General features: G+C 66.0%; 21 protein-coding genes. 13 read left to right on the top strand and 8 right to left on the bottom strand.

The window, feature by feature from the left end; all coding sequences use genetic code 11:
* Positions 1–126: 126 nt before the first annotated feature.
* Both AWB83_RS17805 and AWB83_RS17800 read left to right on the top strand, forming a co-directional pair.
* Positions 127–396 carry a hypothetical protein gene (locus tag AWB83_RS17805; protein WP_087047066.1) on the top strand — a complete coding sequence of 90 codons (270 nt, stop codon included), beginning with the start codon at positions 127–129 and terminating at the stop codon, positions 394–396.
* A 293-nt stretch (positions 397–689) separates the two neighbouring features.
* Positions 690–1,862 (top strand): GGDEF domain-containing protein, encoded by a 1,173-nt coding sequence (locus AWB83_RS17800; RefSeq protein WP_087046941.1) that lies wholly within the window; start codon positions 690–692, stop codon positions 1,860–1,862.
* Positions 1,863–1,892: 30 nt separating this feature from the next.
* Here the strand turns inward: AWB83_RS17800 and AWB83_RS17795 are convergent, their stop codons facing one another.
* The gene (locus tag AWB83_RS17795; protein WP_087046940.1) at positions 1,893–2,387 is read right to left on the bottom strand and encodes an MgtC/SapB family protein; all 495 of its coding nucleotides are present in this window, start codon (positions 2,385–2,387) and stop codon (positions 1,893–1,895) included.
* A 145-nt stretch (positions 2,388–2,532) separates the two neighbouring features.
* On the opposite strand from AWB83_RS17795, the gene AWB83_RS17790 reads away from it, so the two are divergent.
* Complete coding sequence (locus tag AWB83_RS17790) at positions 2,533–2,931, top strand: RidA family protein (RefSeq protein WP_087046939.1); 399 nt, start codon at positions 2,533–2,535, stop codon at positions 2,929–2,931.
* Here the strand turns inward: AWB83_RS17790 and AWB83_RS17785 are convergent.
* Positions 2,928–3,536 carry an alpha-ketoglutarate-dependent dioxygenase AlkB family protein gene (locus AWB83_RS17785; protein WP_087046938.1) on the bottom strand — a complete coding sequence of 203 codons (609 nt, stop codon included), beginning with the start codon at positions 3,534–3,536 and terminating at the stop codon, positions 2,928–2,930. The two genes, AWB83_RS17790 and AWB83_RS17785, sit on opposite strands and share 4 nt — an antisense overlap.
* Before the next feature lie 182 nt (positions 3,537–3,718).
* Between AWB83_RS17785 and AWB83_RS17780 the strand changes: the two genes are divergently transcribed.
* A complete protein-coding gene (locus AWB83_RS17780) occupies positions 3,719–4,120 on the top strand; it encodes a response regulator (protein WP_087046937.1) in 402 nt (133 codons plus the stop codon).
* 6 nt (positions 4,121–4,126) lie between these two features.
* Here AWB83_RS17780 and AWB83_RS17775 read toward each other — a convergent pair whose 3' ends face one another.
* Together AWB83_RS17775 and AWB83_RS17770 are read right to left on the bottom strand one after the other, a co-directional pair.
* Complete coding sequence (locus tag AWB83_RS17775) at positions 4,127–4,933, bottom strand: endonuclease/exonuclease/phosphatase family protein (RefSeq protein ID WP_087046936.1); 807 nt, start codon at positions 4,931–4,933, stop codon at positions 4,127–4,129.
* A 50-nt stretch (positions 4,934–4,983) separates the two neighbouring features.
* Positions 4,984–5,520: a hypothetical protein gene (locus AWB83_RS17770; protein ID WP_087046935.1), complete on the bottom strand. Its 537-nt coding sequence runs from the start codon at positions 5,518–5,520 to the stop codon at positions 4,984–4,986.
* A 357-nt stretch (positions 5,521–5,877) separates the two neighbouring features.
* Between AWB83_RS17770 and AWB83_RS17765 the strand changes: the two genes are divergently transcribed.
* The 5 genes from AWB83_RS17765 (at position 5,878) to AWB83_RS17745 (ending at position 10,425) form a co-directional block, all read left to right on the top strand.
* Positions 5,878–6,855, top strand: a complete 978-nt coding sequence (locus AWB83_RS17765) for an AAA family ATPase (protein ID WP_087046934.1) — start codon at positions 5,878–5,880, stop codon at positions 6,853–6,855.
* Positions 6,856–7,041: 186 nt separating this feature from the next.
* Positions 7,042–8,142 carry an NAD(P)/FAD-dependent oxidoreductase gene (locus tag AWB83_RS17760; protein WP_087047065.1) on the top strand — a complete coding sequence of 367 codons (1,101 nt, stop codon included), beginning with the start codon at positions 7,042–7,044 and terminating at the stop codon, positions 8,140–8,142.
* Between the two features lie 132 nt (positions 8,143–8,274).
* A complete protein-coding gene (locus tag AWB83_RS17755) occupies positions 8,275–8,589 on the top strand; it encodes a high-potential iron-sulfur protein (RefSeq protein ID WP_087046933.1) in 315 nt (104 codons plus the stop codon).
* Positions 8,590–8,812: 223 nt separating this feature from the next.
* Positions 8,813–10,102: an MFS transporter gene (locus tag AWB83_RS17750; protein ID WP_087046932.1), complete on the top strand. Its 1,290-nt coding sequence runs from the start codon at positions 8,813–8,815 to the stop codon at positions 10,100–10,102.
* Positions 10,103–10,113: 11 nt separating this feature from the next.
* Positions 10,114–10,425, top strand: a complete 312-nt coding sequence (locus AWB83_RS17745) for a cupin domain-containing protein (RefSeq protein WP_087046931.1) — start codon at positions 10,114–10,116, stop codon at positions 10,423–10,425.
* Positions 10,426–10,743: 318 nt separating this feature from the next.
* Here the strand turns inward: AWB83_RS17745 and AWB83_RS17740 are convergent, their stop codons facing one another.
* Complete coding sequence (locus AWB83_RS17740; protein WP_087046930.1) at positions 10,744–11,013, bottom strand: hypothetical protein; 270 nt, start codon at positions 11,011–11,013, stop codon at positions 10,744–10,746.
* A 61-nt stretch (positions 11,014–11,074) separates the two neighbouring features.
* On the bottom strand, positions 11,075–11,830 hold the full coding sequence (locus tag AWB83_RS17735; RefSeq protein ID WP_087046929.1) for a Mut7-C RNAse domain-containing protein: 756 nt from the start codon (positions 11,828–11,830) through the stop codon (positions 11,075–11,077).
* Between the two features lie 115 nt (positions 11,831–11,945).
* Between AWB83_RS17735 and AWB83_RS17730 the strand changes: the two genes are divergently transcribed.
* The 4 genes from AWB83_RS17730 (at position 11,946) to AWB83_RS17715 (ending at position 14,526) form a co-directional block, all read left to right on the top strand.
* On the top strand, positions 11,946–12,818 hold the full coding sequence (locus AWB83_RS17730; protein WP_087046928.1) for an NAD(P)-dependent oxidoreductase: 873 nt from the start codon (positions 11,946–11,948) through the stop codon (positions 12,816–12,818).
* Positions 12,819–12,923: 105 nt separating this feature from the next.
* Positions 12,924–13,553: a LysE family translocator gene (locus AWB83_RS17725; protein ID WP_096059380.1), complete on the top strand. Its 630-nt coding sequence runs from the start codon at positions 12,924–12,926 to the stop codon at positions 13,551–13,553.
* A gap of 156 nt (positions 13,554–13,709) precedes the next feature.
* Positions 13,710–14,153 carry a hypothetical protein gene (locus AWB83_RS17720; protein WP_087046926.1) on the top strand — a complete coding sequence of 148 codons (444 nt, stop codon included), beginning with the start codon at positions 13,710–13,712 and terminating at the stop codon, positions 14,151–14,153.
* Positions 14,154–14,160: 7 nt separating this feature from the next.
* Positions 14,161–14,526: a response regulator gene (locus AWB83_RS17715; RefSeq protein WP_087046925.1), complete on the top strand. Its 366-nt coding sequence runs from the start codon at positions 14,161–14,163 to the stop codon at positions 14,524–14,526.
* A gap of 246 nt (positions 14,527–14,772) precedes the next feature.
* Here the strand turns inward: AWB83_RS17715 and argC are convergent, their stop codons facing one another.
* Together argC and AWB83_RS17705 are read right to left on the bottom strand one after the other, a co-directional pair.
* The gene (gene argC / locus AWB83_RS17710) at positions 14,773–15,726 is read right to left on the bottom strand and encodes an N-acetyl-gamma-glutamyl-phosphate reductase (RefSeq protein WP_087047064.1); all 954 of its coding nucleotides are present in this window, start codon (positions 15,724–15,726) and stop codon (positions 14,773–14,775) included.
* 46 nt (positions 15,727–15,772) lie between these two features.
* Positions 15,773–16,387 (bottom strand): flavodoxin family protein, encoded by a 615-nt coding sequence (locus AWB83_RS17705; RefSeq protein WP_087046924.1) that lies wholly within the window; start codon positions 16,385–16,387, stop codon positions 15,773–15,775.
* Positions 16,388–16,506 lie beyond the last annotated feature (119 nt).

Raw genomic sequence — 16,506 nt, 5'->3', positions numbered from 1 at the left:
CTCCCATGCGCGCTGCCTGACCGTTACCTGGCGTTACCTTTCTGGCAGACCCGTTGCACCTGTATCAGACATCGCCTTCTAGACTGCATCTGACTCACGGAGCACTCGGTGCAAGGAGAAAGCGACATGAAGAAGAAACTTCTCGGAACGGCTATCGGGCTTGCGGGGATTGCGGCGCTTGCAATGTCGGCGTCGGCCAATGCGCACGTCGACGTGGCGGTGGGCGTGGGCGTGCCGGTGTACGCGCAGCCCGCGGTGCCGGTCGGCTACTACGGATACGGCGATGGCGACGACCACTGGCGCGAGCGCGAATGGCGCCGCCATGAGTGGCGCGAGCGTCACTGGCGTCATGAGATGCATCGCGAAGAACGCTGGCGCGAGCGTCACGGCTGGTAAGCTGCAGTGGCGATGTGCGATCCATGCCGATCGCACATCGTGATCCGCAACTGAACGCGGCGGGCCGGGAGGCCGCGCCGCGTTTTTGCTTGCGTCACGTTTTGCCCGCCCGGAGCGACCGCGTGCCGCATCCGAAGCGGCTCAAGGTTCGGACGTTCGTGCCGTAAACGCGTGAGCGATGCCGGGTACTCGTGCTGTTTTCGTCGCGCATCCTGCCGCCGGATCTTCTCGCCGCGTCGCGCATCCGGCGCCGCCGTCCCTCGGCATGAGCGATATCCCATCCACTTTCAGCGATGTTCAGTCCAGTCAGCATTCTCGTCGTCACCGCGCTGTCGAGCATTCTCTCGATACTGGTGCTGATTTCGCTGCGCTCGCACGCGATCGCCGGCGTGCCGCGCTGGATCTGGGCGAACGTGCTCGCAATCGCTTCGCTCGTGCTGTTCGCGCTGCAGAACGTCGCGCCCGCTTGGCTCGGCATCGTCGTCGCGAATCAGTTGCTGGCCGCGACGATCCTGCTCGTCTACGAAGGCTGCAATGACTTCTTCGACGTGCGCACGAGCGGCACGCGGCGCTGGACGGGCTGGATGATGTGGCTCGGCGTGCTGGCGGGTATCGCATACTTCACCTATGTCGTGCCCGATGCGCACGTGCGCGTGGTGATCGTTTCCGCGTTTCATGCCGCGTGCGATCTCGCCATCGCGGGACGCGTGCTGCTCGCACGCCCGAAGGAGCGGCCGCGCTACAACTATCTGTTCGTCGTCGGCGCGGCGGCGCTCGGCGCGCTCGGTCACACGATCCGCGGCGCGATCTACGTCGTGAAGCCGCCCGCGCAGGCCGCGCTGCTGCAGCCTGGCCCGATGCAGATCACGTTCCTCGCGCTCGGCATTCTGGTGCTGCCGTCGCTGTGCATCGGCCTCGTGATCATGGCGCACGATCGTCTCGCGCAGCGGCTCGAGCGGCTCGCGCGCTTCGACGATCTCACCGGCGCGTTATCGAGAAAGGCGCTGCTCGCGGCGGCCGCCGAACGGCTCGCGCGCGCGGCGCAGGACGGGCGGCGCGAGTATGTCGCGGTCGTCGACGTCGATCATTTCAAGAGCGTGAACGACCGTTACGGCCACGCGGCCGGCGACGAAGTGCTGCGCCATTTCGCGTCGATCGTGCGTGCTCGCATCCGCGAGGACGATGCGTTCGGTCGCATCGGCGGCGAGGAGTTCTGTCTCTTCTGCACGGCCGGGTGCCTCGATGATGTGACCGCGCTCGTCGAGCGCCTGCGCAAGACGGTCGAGGCGACGCCCTCCAGTGTGCCCGGCGGCGTGCTGCATTACACCTTCAGCGCGGGCATCGCCGCGTGGGACGGGCGCGAATCGCTCGCCTCGCTGATGGCCCGCGCCGACGGCCTGCTTTACGCGGCGAAAGTCGCGGGCCGCAATCGCGTGAAGGCGCCCGCCGCCGACGCGCTGAGCTGAGTCGAGTTGAGTTGAGTTGAGCCGCCGGCGTCAAATCTCTTCGACGTCTCCGTACCTCTCACGTTCGTTTTCCGGCTTGTTCATCCAGCGCCGCAACAGGCGCTTCTCGACGACGCGGCCGATCGTCAGCAGCGCGATGAGCAGGATCACGGCGATGAACGCGACGCTCCACACGCCCAACCCGCAGACGATGCCGACGGCGGCCGTCACCCAGATGGACGCCGCCGTGGTGAGTCCGCGCACGCGGTTCTCGCGCGGATTCTGGAGGATCACGCCTGCGCCGAGAAAGCCGACGCCGGTCACGATGCCCTGCACGACGCGCGACACGTCGGCGTTGTCGGAAAGCGTCATGGAGAAGCCCTGCGCGCACATCGTCGCGATGCACGCGCCGAGCGACACGAGCCCGAGCGTCTTCATGCCGGTCGGCTTGCCGTGCAGATCGCGGTCGATGCCGATGATGCAGCCGATCAGCATCGCGGTCAGCATGCGCATGACGGCGTCGGCGAGAATGGGGTAGGGGAGCATCGCGCGGAAGAATGTGATTGTAAGCCGCGCCATCTTCGCACTAAAAGCATCGTCGCGGCAGTCGCGAGGCTGAAACACGCGTGCGCAATTTTGGCGCGCTAACGTGCCGGTTCCCGACGATACGAAACGCAATCGAGGAGACGAAGTGAGCCAGCTGCCCAAATTCACGATGGTCGATGCCGCGCCGACGCCGGTGGGCCCTTTTTCGCACGCGGCCGAAGCCGACGGCTGGGTGTTCCTGACCGGCCAGATGCCCACCGACCCGAACGACGACAGCGCGCCGCTGCCCGAAGGCGTCGCGGCCCAGACGCGGCGCGTGATGGACAATCTGATTCTCGTGCTGACCGGGCTTGGCCTCACGCTCGACAACGTGGTCAGCGTGCGCATCTTCCTGACCGAATTCAAGCGCGATTACGACGCGATGAACGCGGTGTATCGCTCGTACTTCCTGCCGAAGCCGCTGCCGGCGCGCACCTGCATCGGCGTGACGGGGCTTGCGCGCGATGCGCTCGTGGAGATCGATTTCGTCGCGAAGCGGACCTAAGCGCGCTTCACGACGCGCTTCGACGCATCGACCCAGCGGAAAGTGAGATTGATGCGCTCCCCGCGCGCTGCCGGCTCCTTCGGCACGCGATGCACCCATTCGAGCTGCGTGCGCCCGCGCATCACGAGCAGGCTGCCGTGCGTGAGCGCGAGCGTGTGCGTCGTGTGGGTGCGCGCGTGACGAAACTCGAAGGTGCGCGTCGTGCCGAGACTCACCGATGCGATCACCGGCTCGGGGCCGAGCTCGCGTTCCTTGTCGGCGTGCCAGCCCATGCTGTCGAGGCCGCTGCGATAGCGGTTGAGCAGCACGCTGTTGAAGCGCGCGGCGCACGCTTGCTCGACGCGCTCGCGCAGTTGCGCGACGGCCGGCGTCCACGGCTGCGGCACGTTGCGGATACCCGAATACACGTAGACCGCGTCCGGCTCGCCCTGCCACGCGGTCAGGCGCGGCAGCGGCACACGGCCGCCGGGCGTCGTCATCGTGTCCTGCTGCCAGCGTACTTCCTCGATCAGCGCGCCCATCAGGTCGGAGCCTTCGTCGGTGCCGAGCCAGTCCGGGTGCCACACGATGTCGGGCTTGGGGATGTCGTCGAAGAGATCGAACATGACGGGGTGCGTAAAGGACGGCGGCGCGTGAAGCGTTCACGATAGCAGAGCCGTCGCGCGCCGTATTGCTCCTCCATTTTTTTGCGCGCGGACGCTGTGCTACAGTCGGCGGATCATCTCAATAAAGTCGCGACGACGGTCGGACGACCGGTTTAGCGCGGCGACGACTCATGGGGACTCGCATGAACACCACCGCCGAAGCAAGCGGCGGCGCGGCGCCGTGCCACCGCATCCTGCTCGTCGACGACAGCGTCGATGCTGCGCTTGCCCTGTCGATGCTGCTCGAAGCGCTCGGGCATCAGGTGCGCACGGAGCACGACGGCCCGCGCGCGCTCGCGTCGATCGACGATTTCAAGCCCGATGTGGTCGTGCTCGACATCGGCCTGCCGGGCATGAGCGGCTTCGACGTCGCGCGCGAGATGAGAAAGCGCGAGGCGACCAGGGACGCCCTCCTGCTCGCGTTGACGGGCTGGGGCAGCGACGCCGACCGTCAGAGCGCCCTCGACGCGGGCTTCGATCATCATCTGACGAAGCCCATCAGCATTGCCGATCTGGAAGTGGTGCTCGCCAGGCCGAGAGCCTAGGCGTTTTTACTCCACCCGCAGCCGGGCCATATACGGCAGGTGATCGGACAGCCACGCGGTGTCCTGCGTCGGCACGATCCACTCGACCGGTTTCAGCCCGCGCACGAACATCTTGTCGAGCGCGAGGGCGGGCGAAAACGCCGGGAACGTGCGCCCCGATTCGCCGAGCATCGTCGCGACTTCGCTCATGCCCAGTTCGCTGAACAGCGGCACGGAGTCGTTGCGCCAGTCGTTGAAGTCGCCCGCGAGGACGAGCGGGCCTTCGGGCGCTTCCTTCGCGATCCAGTGCGCGATCCAGTTCATCTGGCGCAGCCGCGCCTGGCGCGTCAACGCGAGGTGCGCGCACAGCAGCGTGATCGCCTGACCGGCGAAGGTGGCGCGCGCAACCAGCAGCCCGCGGCGCTCGAAGCGATGCGCCGAGATGTCCCAGCGTCCGGAGAGATCGAGGGGATGCGGCGACAGAATGGCATTGCCGTGCCGCCACGACGGCTTGAATACGTTCGGCCCGAGCGCGATCTGCAATTCGAGGGCGGTCGCGATCTCGGTCGCCTGGCAATGCCAGACATCGTCGAGCGGCACGCTGAGCGGATTGCCGAAGCCGCTTGCCAGCAAGGGCTGCGGCAGGCGCCGCGCCATCGCTTCCTGAAGGAAATAGACGTCCGCGTTGGTGGTCTGGACCCACCGCTGCATCGCGTTCCAGGCGCGCAGGCCGAGCGGCGAGCGGCCCTTGTGGAGGTTCCAGCTGACCGCCGTGAAATCCGGCGTGGCCGAGTAGGCGGACGGGCCTGGCGGAAGATGTTCTGGGTTTCGCATGCGTTCTTTGTCTCGGGCGGCGGCCATTTGAGTCTATGTCACCGCGGTTCTCATTGCGCCGCCGGGGATGAACCGAGGCTCGCGCGGACCCGGTACGCGAGCGACGGATTGCTGTCGACGATCTGCCATTGCGCCCATTCGCCCGGCTTGAGCACGAGACCGGGATGCGAAGCGCTCACCTGGCGCGGCACCGGCGGCAGCTTGCAGCCGGAAGGCGAGACGCGCGTGCTTTCTTCCTGCAGGGTTTCCTGCGCATCGATGGCGAGCGTGATGTCGTCGGCGCTCGCGTGGGTCGGCGAGACCGTGAGCGTGCGTTGCAGGTCGATGTTGCCCGCGGGCTGGTCCGCACAGCCGACGCGGTTCTGCACCTTGTCGTGATGCGTGTCGGTGCGCGCCTGGCCGACGTTGGTCGTGGCTGAGAACGAGTCGATCTGCTGGCCGTCGCGCACGACCTGCAGCTCCCAGGTCACCGGCTGCGGCGGCGCGGTCTGCGCTTGAGCGCCGATCGCCGCGGCAAGGCAGACGCTCGCGATCAGCGCGGATCTCAGGAAAACGGTGCTGAATGTATTGCGTAAGGTTGTTTGCATTGAAAGCAACTCCTGCGCGCGGACTGTTCGGATGGCGGCACGCCTTGCGGCGGCCGCTGGATCGGCGTTCCTCGGCGACTTCTTTCTGACACGGCGGCACGGAGCCGGTTCAGCGCGCCCGTGAAATACGCATATGGGGCTGGCCGAAACACAACTCAACCCGGCAGAGGACAAAGCACGTTTCGAACCCGCCCGCCGCGTCGATCCAGACGATGATACTAGCGCGCGCAGATCGCGGCTTCATCGGGGGAAACGGGCGTTCCGATTAGCAGCACACCGGCCCGACTGCTCGCTTCGCCCGGCGTTTTGGCGTCGATACACTGAGCCTGTCGACCATAAAAAATGACGGGGTGTGACATGACGACAGCCGTGGTCAAACAGGAGCTCGCGGTGGCATCGTTCAGCAAGGTCTACAGTCTCGACGACGTGGAAACCGCGCTCAACGACCTGTCCGAAGGCGCGAGCGAGGCCTTGCGCGCCACCTACGAAAAAATGCTCAAGGTGGGCAACCTGCGCTTCTGCGTGAAGCCGAATCGCATGCCGTCCATCGACGATCTCGCGGCCACGCTGCCGAACTTCGAGGAGCCGCTCGCCGACATCCGCAAGCAGATCGCACTGTGCCTCGAAACGGACGATCGCCTCGAACTCATGCCGATGCTGCTGCTCGGCGAGCCGGGCATCGGCAAGACGCATTTCGCCAAGCAACTGGCGCGGCTGCTCGGCACGTCCTGTCATTACGTCGCGATGAGCTCGCTCACGGCGGGCTGGGTTCTGTCGGGCGCGTCGTCGCAATGGCGCAACGCGAAGCCCGGCAAGGTCTTCGACGCGCTCGTCAACGGCAGCTACGCAAACCCCGTCATCACCGTCGACGAAATCGACAAGGCCACCGGCGACGCGCAATACGACCCGCTCGGCGCGCTCTACGCGCTGCTGGAGCACGATACGGCGCAGGCCTTCATCGACGAATTCGCCGAGGTGCCGATCAACGCGGGCAACGTCGTGTGGATCGCGACCGCCAACGACGCGCGCGCGATTCCCGAGCCGCTCGTGAACCGCATGAACGTCTACGAGATTCCCGCGCCGGACCGCGAGGGTGCGCGCCGCATCGCGCAGTCGATTTACGCCGAAATCCGCAACGCCCACACGTGGGGGGCGCGCTTTCCCGGAACGCTCGGCGACGCGCCGCTCGACGCGCTTACGCAGGCCTCGCCGCGCGGCATGCGGCGCGCCATGCTCAACGCGTTCGGCAACGCGCGCATCGACGGAAGGCATCACGTCGAGGCGCGCGACATCCAGCTCGACCGCAATTCGCGCCGGAAAGCAATCGGTTTCTGAAAAGTCGCTGATCGTGAAATTGCCAAAAAGGCCGCCAAAACCTGTCATTTTTGACATCCGGCGGCCAGATTCCTGCCTTTTTTTGAATTGCACCGGAAAACGATGCAATCCAGATGCATTTGTTGTGTATCACGCAATAGTCCCGAACGTAAAATAGTTGGGATGAATCTGCGGCGGAAAAAAGACATGGATCGGATCGAGTGTGTAGTGATCGGAGCGGGCGTCGTCGGGCTGGCGATCGCCAGGGCGCTGGCGATGCGCGGGCGCGAAGTCGTCGTGCTGGAGTCGGGCGAGGGCATCGGCATCGGCACGAGCTCGCGCAACAGCGAAGTGATCCACGCGGGCATCTATTACCCGCGCGGCTCGCTGAAGGCGGAATTGTGCGTGCGCGGCCGCGACATGCTCTACGAGTTCTGCAGGGCCTACGGCGTGCCGCACCGGCAATGCGGCAAGCTGCTCGTCGCCACGGCGCGCAATCAGGTGCCGCAGCTCGCGGCGCTGGAGCAGAAGGGCATCGAGAACCGCGTCGAGGGGCTCGAGCGCATCAGCGGCGCGCAGGCGGCGGAGATGGAGCCGCAACTGCAGTGCGTCGAGGCGGTGTATTCGCCGCTGACGGGCATCGTCGACAGTCATCAGTACATGCTCGCGCTCCAGGGCGACGCGGAGAATCATGGCGCGAACATCGTGTTCCATACGCCGGTCGCGGCCATCGATGCGCGCGAGGGCTGCTTCATCGTCGATACCGGCGGCGAATCGCCCGCGCGCTTCCGGGCGTCGTATCTGATCAACAGCGCGGGGCTGCACGCCAATGAGATCGCGCGCAAGATTCGCGGCCTCGACGATCGCCATGTGCCGCCGCTCTACTTCGCGAAGGGCAACTACTTCAGCGTGAGCGGACGCGCGCCATTCGAGCGGCTCATCTATCCGATGCCGAATGAAGCGGGCCTCGGCGTGCACCTGACGATCGATCTCGGCGGGCAGGCGAAGTTCGGCCCGGACGTCGAGTGGGTGCCGACGCTCAACTACGACGTCGATCCGCGTCGCGCCGATTCCTTCTACTCCGCGATCCGCGCGTACTGGCCGGGCCTGCCCGACGACGCGCTGCAACCCGCGTACGCGGGCATCCGGCCGAAGCTCTCCGGTCCCGGTCAGGCGGCGGCGGACTTCATGATCCAGGGCAAGTCGGCGCACGGCGTGCCGGGGCTCGTGAATCTGTTCGGCATCGAGTCGCCGGGGCTCACCGCGTCGCTCGCGATCGCCGAACGCGTAGCGGACATGGCGCGCTAGCTTACATGCGACTTTCCGTCGTCTCTTATCTCTAACATTTGACTTCTTCGATTTGCTTCCAGGTTGTTATGCTCGGATATCGCCGTCGCCAAGAACGGCGCAATCCCCCAATACAACATGGAGTGAGTCACCATGAAGACATCACGTCGCACGTTTCTCATTACCAGCGTGGGCGTCGCCTCGACGTTCGCGCTCGGCGCCCGAACCGCCTTCGCCGATGCGCCGAAGGTCGACGAAGCCGATCCCACCGCGCAGGCCCTCGGCTACAAGGCCGATGCGAGCAAGGTCGACAAGGCCAAGTTCGCGAAGTACGCCGCCGGCCAGGACTGCGGCAATTGCCAGTTCTATCAGGGCAAGCCGACGGACGCCTTTGCGCCGTGCCCGATGTTCAGCAGCAAGCTGGTCGCATCGAAGGGCTGGTGCAGTGCTTACGTGAAGAAGGCATAACGCGACAGGCATTTTCCGGCGAGCGCGCCCGGCTGCAAGGCCCGGCGCGCTTTTCTTCGTTTGCAATTAGCTTGATCGGGAGAAAATCCGTCTTTACACTCGCCAAGGCAAAAAGAGCCGCGCGTGCGATTCCGATCGGCGAAACGCGGACGACCAGACCAGCGGGGCGGGGGCGCCTGACCTTACCGACCTCGGCACGAACCCAATGAACTCAGGGGATCGCATGACAGGAAGACCATTGAACGCGCGCGCCGTGACGGCGGCGGTCATCGGCAACGCGCTGGAGTGGTACGACTTCACCGTGTTCGGCTTCATGACGGTGGTCATCGCGCGTCTGTTCTTTCCGAGCGAGAGCGACTACTCGTCGATTCTCCTCACCACCGCGACGTTCGGCGTCGCGTTCGTGATGCGGCCGGTCGGCGGCATCGTGCTCGGTCTCTACGCCGACCGCGCGGGGCGCAAGGCGGCGCTCACGCTGGTCATCGCGCTGATGACGCTCGGCATTTTCCTGCTCGCGATCGCGCCGCCGTACTCGGCGATCGGCATCGGCGCGCCGCTCATCATCGTGTTCGCGCGTCTTCTTCAAGGCTTCTCGGCGGGCGGGGAATTCGGCAGTTCGACCGCGCTGCTGATCGAAGCCGCGCCGTTTTCCAAACGCGGTCTCTACGGCAGCTTCCAGATGGCGAGCCAGGCCGCGTCTCTGCTGCTCGGCGCGCTCGTCGGCTCCGCGATCTCGCGCGGCCTCTCGCCCGAAGCGCTCGATTCCTGGGGCTGGCGCGTACCGTTCATCCTCGGCCTCGTGATCGGCCCGATCGGCCTCTACATCCGCCGCAACATGGCCGACACCGAGGCGTTCCTGCACGCGCAGAAGACCGCGCGCCGCGCGACGCTCGGCGAAGTGTTCCAGAGCCATAGCCGCGAAGTGCTGTGCGGGCTCGGTTCCGTGATCGCGCTGACGGTGACGGTGTATGTGCTGATCGCCTATCTGCCGACTTTTGCCGTCAAGCAGCTGAAGCTGCCGCTCGGGCAGTCGTTCACGGCGCTGATCGTCGGCAATCTGCTGCTGACGGTGCTCTCGCCGGTCGCGGGCGCGTGGTCGGACCGCATCGGGCGCAAGGGCTTGTCGCTGTGGTCGCTGCTCATCACGCTCGTCGCGATCTATCCGCTGTTCGCGTGGCTCGGGGCGGAGCCGAGCGTGATGCGGCTCGTCATCGTGCAGAGCCTGCTTTCCATCGCGCTGTCGGGCTACTATGGTCCTTTCGGCGCGCTCATCGCCGAGCTCTTCCCCGCGCACGTGCGCTCGACGGGCCTCTCGCTCGCGTACAACATCGCGGTGATGATCTTCGGCGGCTTCGGGCCGTTCATCGTGACGTGGCTCATCCGCGTCACGGAATCGCAACTCGCGCCCACCTTCTACGTGATGGGCGGCCTCGCGCTCTCGTTGATCGCGGTGGCGTGCATCCCGGCGACGCGTCACGCGGACGTCGACGAAGCGCGCGACATCGTCCGTTAGGCGGCATCGAAATGAAAGTGATCGAAAGCGGCAAATTCACGGCCGGGCGCGCGTGGGGCGCGCTCGACATCTGCGTGATGAACGGCACGTCGTGCCGTCTGCACTGGACGGACAAGCCGTACAAATGGCACGTGAACGACGGCGAGGAGGTGTTCGCCGTGATGCAGGGCGAAGTGCGCATGCATGTGCGCGACGGCGAGGGCGAGCGCACGCTGACACTCCGCGCGGGCGACATCTTCTACGCGCAGGCCGGCGACGAGCATTTCGCCGAACCGGTCGGAGAGGCGCGCATTCTCGTGATCGAGAAGGAAGGCAGCGTTTGAGGGACGACTCGTTCGAAGGTACGCGGCGCTGGCCGGGATAATCCGCCTCTCGTTGCGCTGTTACGGGTGCGACGGCGGAATGGTAAGGATTGTTGAGAAAGTCGGGCGCGACTACGACGCACCGGCGCGGATCAGACTCAAAGAACTTCGAGAAACTGACTCGTCTCATCAACGAGCGCTGCCGTAGTCCGCCGGACGGTACGGCAAGGCGGATCGACGAGAAGAATCGATTCGCCTATGCGGTTTCGGAGGCGCAGCGCCTCATCGTTCGCTGCCGCGGACACTACGCAGACAAATAGCGCCGGGCGAGCGAAGGATTCACCGCTCCAGCCCGGCCTTCACCAGCAACTCGGCCACCACTTCCGTCATGCCGCCTTCGTGCGCTTCGGCGCGCTCCTTCAACTGCTTCACGAGCTTTTCATCGAGCTTGCAGGCAAAAGGCACGAGTCCCTTCGCCTGATCGAGCTTGCGCTGCTCGCGCCGGTCGATTTTCTGCGCTTCCGCGGCACCCGCGCGCGCACGGCTGCCTTGCTTGAGGTCGTTGGCGAGTTTGAACGCCTTGTTCTGTTCCAGTTCGAATTTGTTCACGCGATGCTCCAGGGGCGAGGTTGTGTCCAGGGGCCGTATTGTACGGAACGCGAGACGCGCGCTAACGGCTCGTTTCCGCCAGCGCGTCGATGCGCGCGCGCATGCGCCGCCAGTGCGAGCCTTCCCAGAACACGCGATGACACACGTCGCAGGTGACGAAGCGCGTATGCCGCTCGCGCACGCCTTCGGGCACGCGGCCGTCGATCTCGCCCAGACCGGCGGGACGCAACGGCGCATTGCACATCAGGCAGAGGCGAAACGGGCGCAGGTGCGGCGCGAGATCGAGCCGGTCGGCGACTTCGCGCCATTGTTCGTCCGGCTGCAGCGCGCGCACGTAGCAGCCGCGCAGCACGCTGCGGCGCTTGAGCAGTTCCCGGTCGCGCGTGAGCACGATGCGCGATTCGTCCTGCGCGAGCTGCTCGATTTCGTCGTCGGGGAAGTTGTTGTCGTAGCGCGTATCGAAGCCCGCCAGCCGCAGCAGTTGCGCGAGCCCGCCGAGATGCGCGTCCGCGATGAAGCGCAGGTCGGCCGCATGAAGCGGCGGGCGCAGCAGCAGCGCTCCGTTCGCCATGCCTTCGGGGGCGTGGCGCACGGGATAGACCTCGATGAAATCGTCCGGCTCGATCTGCGCATCGAAGCCGACGGGGCGGCCGTTCCTCACGATCAGCCCGACCTCCGTATGCGGCACGCCGAGCGCCTCGATCATGTGCTTGGTCGACGACGTCTTCGCGCACGCGCACGCGAACGTGTGCCCGCGCATGGGCCGAGCGAGGAAATCGTTCAGTTCGCGATGGAAGTGAAAGCGCGCCTTGACCATGCAGGCAGTATCGCATCGCGCGCCTCTGCGCGCTTTCCTGCGATGTGCTTAACTGGCCGCTCGGGCCGCGCCGCCACCGGGCGAGCGGCGAGCGGACAAACGCAAGGGAGCGAGCATGGATATCGGATTCATTGGATTGGGCGAGATGGGCAGCGCGATGGCGAGCAACGCGCTGAAGGCGGGGCACACGGTGCGCGTCTGGAACCGCTCGCGCGACAAGACACGCGCGCTCGCCGATCAGGGCGCGACCGTGGTCGATACGGCCGAGCAGGCGTTCGCCGGCGACGCCGCGTTCTCCATGCTCGCCGACGACCACGCGCTGCGCTCCGTGCTGATCGATGGCGGTTTGCTCAAGCACGCGCCGAAAGGCCTCGTGCACGTCAACATGGCGACGATCTCGGCGGCGCTCGCCGTCGAGCTGGCCGAGCTGCATGCGCAGCATGGCGTCGCGTATGTCGCCGCGCCCGTGCTCGGACGGCCGGACGTCGCGGCTGCGGGCAAGCTCAATATCCTCGCGGCGGGCGCGAGCGATGCCATCGACCGCGTGCAGCCCGTGCTCGATGCGCTCGGGCAGAAAACCTGGCGTGTCGGCAGCGAACCGCAGCACGCGAACGTGCTCAAGCTCGCGGCGAATTTCATGCTGGCCTCGGCGATCGAGTCGTTCGGCGAGGCGGCGGCGCTCGTGAGCGGCCACGGCATCGAGGCGCAGACCTTGCTCGACGTCATCACCAACTCGCTGTTCCCGGGGCCGGTGTATCAGGGCTACGGGAAGATGATCGCCGAGCGGCGCTACGAGCCCGCGCTGTTCAAGGCGCGTCTCGGGCTGAAGGACGTGCGCCTCGCAATCGCCGCGGGCGACGCCGCGAACGTGCCGCTGCCCGTGGCGAGCGTCGTGCGCGACAACCTCGTCGATGCGCTCGCCCACGGCGACGGCGAGAAGGATTTCGCCGTGCTGGGTCAAGTGGCGGCGCGTCGCGCGGGGCGTTGATTTCCGCTGATTCCATTGCGGTGGTACGGCGAAGGCGGCGTTCTGCCTTGATCAATGCCCACAGACGGCATAATGCGGGTCCTTCCTTCTTCCTCGCCCGCCGCAATGAATCTGCATGTCTGGTGGCTGTTCGTCGCCACTGTCTTCGTCGTCTCCGCGATTCCCGGTCCCAACATGCTGCTCGTCATGACGCACGGCGCGCGTCACGGCCTCGAGCGCTCGACGGCCACGATGGCCGGCTGTCTCACGGCGCTCGTCATCATGCTGTCGGTGTCGGCGGCGGGGCTCGGCGTTTTTCTCGAAGCGTGGCCGCGCCTCTTCGATGCGCTGCGGCTGCTCGGCGCGGCCTATCTCGTCTGGCTCGGCGTGAAGAGCTGGCGTGCAAAGGCGAGTGCGGTCGATGTCCGCGATGAAAGCGGCGCCGCGCAATCGACCAGGCGACTCGCGCTCTTTCGCAACGGCTTTCTCGTCGCGGGCAGCAATCCGAAGGCGATTCTCTTCGCGGCGGCGCTCCTGCCGCAGTTCATTGACGCGAGCCGCCCCGTGCTGCCGCAGTTCGCGGTGCTCGTGTCGAGCTTCGCCGTCATCGAAGTGAGCTGGTACGCGGTGTACGCGGGCCTCGGCGCGCGCATCGGCGACCGGCTGAAGAGCGCGAGCGTCGCGCAGGCGTTCAACCGGCTGACGGGCGGCGTGTTCGTCGGCTTCGGCGCGATGATGGCGCTCGTGCGCCACTGACCGCAAAATGTCTGGATGAGCGGGCGCACGACTTGCTCGCGTCTGCAGTGCTTCATTCGCTTTCGAACATACATTCGCAAGCGACGGGCGGATAGTGACGATCGTCCGTCCGATTCGCCACGAAACCGACAAGAACAGCCAAAAAGGAGACGCCTCATGCATCTGACTGGCCGACGCGCCGTCCGGGCCGCGCTCTTGCCGCTCTGTTGCGGCGTTCTGGCGATCTCCGCGCCCGTCCGCGCCGACGACACGCCCAGCCCGTGCAACGCGCTCAAGCACATCGTGGCCGCGGCGCCGAACTTCTCGCCGCTCTCCGCGACCGAGGGCCGCGCGGTCGCGCTGCCCTGCGGAGACGACGTGACCTGCGCCGCCTCGCAGACCAGCTATCGCTGCACCTGGACGCCGCACGGCGGCTCCAGCGCCGACGCGCTGCAAGGCGTCGCGGCCGATATCGCGTCTTGCCTGCCCGACGCGACGCACGACCAGAACTCGCCCGCCCGCCAGCACTTCTATATGGGCGCACGCGGCGCGCGCACCGGAATCACGGCGGCGCAGGCGGGATCGAACAAGCTGAAACTCGAAGTTTCCGGATCCCGCTGAGGTCATCGTGAGCAAGCGCATCCTCATAGCCGATGACGACGACGATGCGCTCGCAGGCCTCGCGTACCTGCTGAACGGCATGGGACACGAAGTGGCGCTCGCGGCGAACGGCGCGCAGGCGGTGGAAGTCGCGGCCCAGTTCGAGCCGGAAGTCGTGATTCTCGATCTCGGCATGCCGCTCGTGGACGGTCTCGCGGCGGCGCGGGAGCTGCGCCGCCTGCCGAACGGCCACGCGATGATGCTCGTCGCGCTCACCGGCTGGGGCCAGCCGCAGCATCGGGAAATGACGCTGGACGCCGGTTTCGACGTGCATCTCGTCAAGCCGATCTCGGCGGATCAGCTGCACTTCATCCTCTCGATGACGCAGCCCTGAGAGTTTTCGAACGGGCGTGCGTCAGCGTGCCGCAACACGTGATGTTGCGATGCACCAAAGTTTTTGGTATATTTACTCCTGTCTCCTCCATGTCTCCACTGATATGGATTCAGCCCGCCAGCATTGGCGGGCTTTTTTTCGTCCGTACGCATCGATGCTGCAGTGCACCGACATCGATAAAAAAGGCCGATCCGCGATGAAGCGGATCGGCCTTTTGCGTTGATGCTGCTATTGGACGGCGCGGGATCAGCGCGCGAGACCCGTCTCCTCGTCCGCGCCGATGGCGAGATTCATACACTGGATCGCCGCGCCCGACGCGCCCTTGCCGAGATTGTCGAGGCGCGCGACCGTCACGAAGCGCTCGTCGTTGCCGAACACGAAGATATCCACGCGATTCGTCTCGTTGCAGGCCTGTACATCGAAGAAACCGGCGTCGAGGTTGCTTTCGGCATCGAACGGCAGCACGCGGATGAACGGCTCGTTGTTGTAGTACTCGGCGAGCATGTCGCGCACGTCCTGCGGCTTCGCGGGGCGCGCGAGCTGATCCGGCGAGAAGTAGGTCGTGACCGCGAGACCCTTCAGAAACGCGCCGACGATCGGCGTGAAGACCGGTGCGCGCTTCAGGCCCGTGCGCACCGCCATCTCCGGCAAATGCTTGTGCGTCAGGCCGAGCGCGTAGGGACGCGGGCTCATGAGCTTCTCGTTTCCGCCCGCTTCGTACTCCGCGATCATCTTCTTGCCGCCGCCGCTGTAGCCGGTGATCGAGTAGGCGTGCGCGTCGAAATCGGCGGAAACGAGACCGCCCGCGACGAGCGGCTGCACCGAGAGCACGAATGCCGACGCGTGGCAGCCCGGCACCGCGATGCGCTTCGCCGTGCGCAGGCGCTCGCGCTGCGCGCGCGCGAGCTCGGGCAGGCCGTATGCCCAGTCGTCCTGCGTGCGAAACGCGGTGCTGGCGTCGATCATCACGGTGCGCGTGTTGTCGCGGTCGACGAGCGAAACCGACTCGCGCGACGCGACGTCCGGCAGGCACAGGAACGTCACGTCCGACGCGTTGATGAGCCGGCGGCGCTCCTCGACGTCCTTGCGCTTCGCTTCGTCGATGCGCAACACCTCGATGTCACGGCGCTGCGACAGATATTCGAAAATCTTCAGGCCGGTGGTGCCTTCCTGTCCGTCGACAAATACTTTCGTGGTCATCTCGATCTCGCTGGTTCGTGCGGGCGCTCGCCGCAAAACCGACATTTTAAGGCGATTCCGAGGCGGGTTGATGTCCGCCGTTTTCGCCGCTTGCGTGGCTGCCGGTCCAGCGCGCCGTTACGGCGGCGATGCGCGCGCCGAATGCCTTCGCCGTCTCGAGGTCGCCGGGCGGCGGCGCTTCGTCGGGCGAGGCGTCGGCGGGCGACTGCGTGAGCAGGCCCGTGAAGCCGCCGACGAAGTTCAGATCGTTGCGCGTGGCCGCCTTCGTGTTCGACGGCATCATGCCGGTGCCGACCCAGATCATGCCGTGCTGCATCGCCAGGGTGACCAAATAGGAGATGGTCAGGAACTTGTCGCCGTTCATGGCCGCGGAATTGGTGAAACCGGCGGCGATCTTGTCCTTCCATTTCTGCGCGAACCAGGGCTTCGAGCTCGCGTCGGCGAACTTCTTGAAGTCGGCGGATGGCCCGCCCATGTACGTCGGCGCGCCGAAGACGATGGCGTCCGCGGCGTCCAGCTCGGCCCAGGCGGCGTCGTCCAGGTCGCCGACGGCGATCAGTCTGACGTCGGCGCCGGCCTGGGTCGCGCCGGCCCGCACGGCTTCCGCGACTTTTTTCGTGTGGCCATAGCCGCTGTGATAAACGATGACGATATTCGACATGATGTCCTTGAGTCTTTCCGCGCGTCGCGGCGCGCCAGAAGCGCGGATGATGGGCTCGCGAGCCGGTGGCGCTCGGCGCGAACATGTGATCGGACGCGGCCGGCGGATGATTCCGGCCA

It is taken from the genome of Caballeronia ptereochthonis, from assembly GCF_001545075.1.
In the GTDB taxonomy this organism is placed as follows: Bacteria; Pseudomonadota; Gammaproteobacteria; order Burkholderiales; family Burkholderiaceae; genus Caballeronia; species Caballeronia ptereochthonis.
The sequence above is the reverse complement of the archived record's forward strand: the minus strand, read 5'-3'. Positions and strand labels throughout refer to the sequence as shown.

Bases quoted from the DNA above. Each gene is read 5' to 3' on its own strand.
- AWB83_RS17725 (WP_096059380.1), top strand. From the start codon at position 12,924: ATGAATCTGCATGTCTGGTGGCTGTTCGTCGCCACTGTCTTCGTCGTC.
- AWB83_RS17705 (WP_087046924.1), bottom strand. From the start codon at position 16,387: ATGTCGAATATCGTCATCGTTTATCACAGCGGCTATGGCCACACGAAA.
- AWB83_RS17755 (WP_087046933.1), top strand. From the start codon at position 8,275: ATGAAGACATCACGTCGCACGTTTCTCATTACCAGCGTGGGCGTCGCC.
- AWB83_RS17780 (WP_087046937.1), top strand. From the start codon at position 3,719: ATGAACACCACCGCCGAAGCAAGCGGCGGCGCGGCGCCGTGCCACCGC.
- AWB83_RS17785 (WP_087046938.1), bottom strand. From the start codon at position 3,536: ATGTTCGATCTCTTCGACGACATCCCCAAGCCCGACATCGTGTGGCAC.
- AWB83_RS17805 (WP_087047066.1), top strand. From the start codon at position 127: ATGAAGAAGAAACTTCTCGGAACGGCTATCGGGCTTGCGGGGATTGCG.
- AWB83_RS17775 (WP_087046936.1), bottom strand. From the start codon at position 4,933: ATGCGAAACCCAGAACATCTTCCGCCAGGCCCGTCCGCCTACTCGGCC.
- AWB83_RS17800 (WP_087046941.1), top strand. From the start codon at position 690: ATGTTCAGTCCAGTCAGCATTCTCGTCGTCACCGCGCTGTCGAGCATT.
- AWB83_RS17720 (WP_087046926.1), top strand. From the start codon at position 13,710: ATGCATCTGACTGGCCGACGCGCCGTCCGGGCCGCGCTCTTGCCGCTC.
- AWB83_RS17760 (WP_087047065.1), top strand. From the start codon at position 7,042: ATGGATCGGATCGAGTGTGTAGTGATCGGAGCGGGCGTCGTCGGGCTG.
- AWB83_RS17795 (WP_087046940.1), bottom strand. From the start codon at position 2,387: ATGCTCCCCTACCCCATTCTCGCCGACGCCGTCATGCGCATGCTGACC.
- AWB83_RS17765 (WP_087046934.1), top strand. From the start codon at position 5,878: ATGACGACAGCCGTGGTCAAACAGGAGCTCGCGGTGGCATCGTTCAGC.
- AWB83_RS17730 (WP_087046928.1), top strand. From the start codon at position 11,946: ATGGATATCGGATTCATTGGATTGGGCGAGATGGGCAGCGCGATGGCG.
- argC (WP_087047064.1), bottom strand. From the start codon at position 15,726: ATGACCACGAAAGTATTTGTCGACGGACAGGAAGGCACCACCGGCCTG.
- AWB83_RS17735 (WP_087046929.1), bottom strand. From the start codon at position 11,830: ATGGTCAAGGCGCGCTTTCACTTCCATCGCGAACTGAACGATTTCCTC.
- AWB83_RS17750 (WP_087046932.1), top strand. From the start codon at position 8,813: ATGACAGGAAGACCATTGAACGCGCGCGCCGTGACGGCGGCGGTCATC.
- AWB83_RS17770 (WP_087046935.1), bottom strand. From the start codon at position 5,520: ATGCAAACAACCTTACGCAATACATTCAGCACCGTTTTCCTGAGATCC.
- AWB83_RS17745 (WP_087046931.1), top strand. From the start codon at position 10,114: ATGAAAGTGATCGAAAGCGGCAAATTCACGGCCGGGCGCGCGTGGGGC.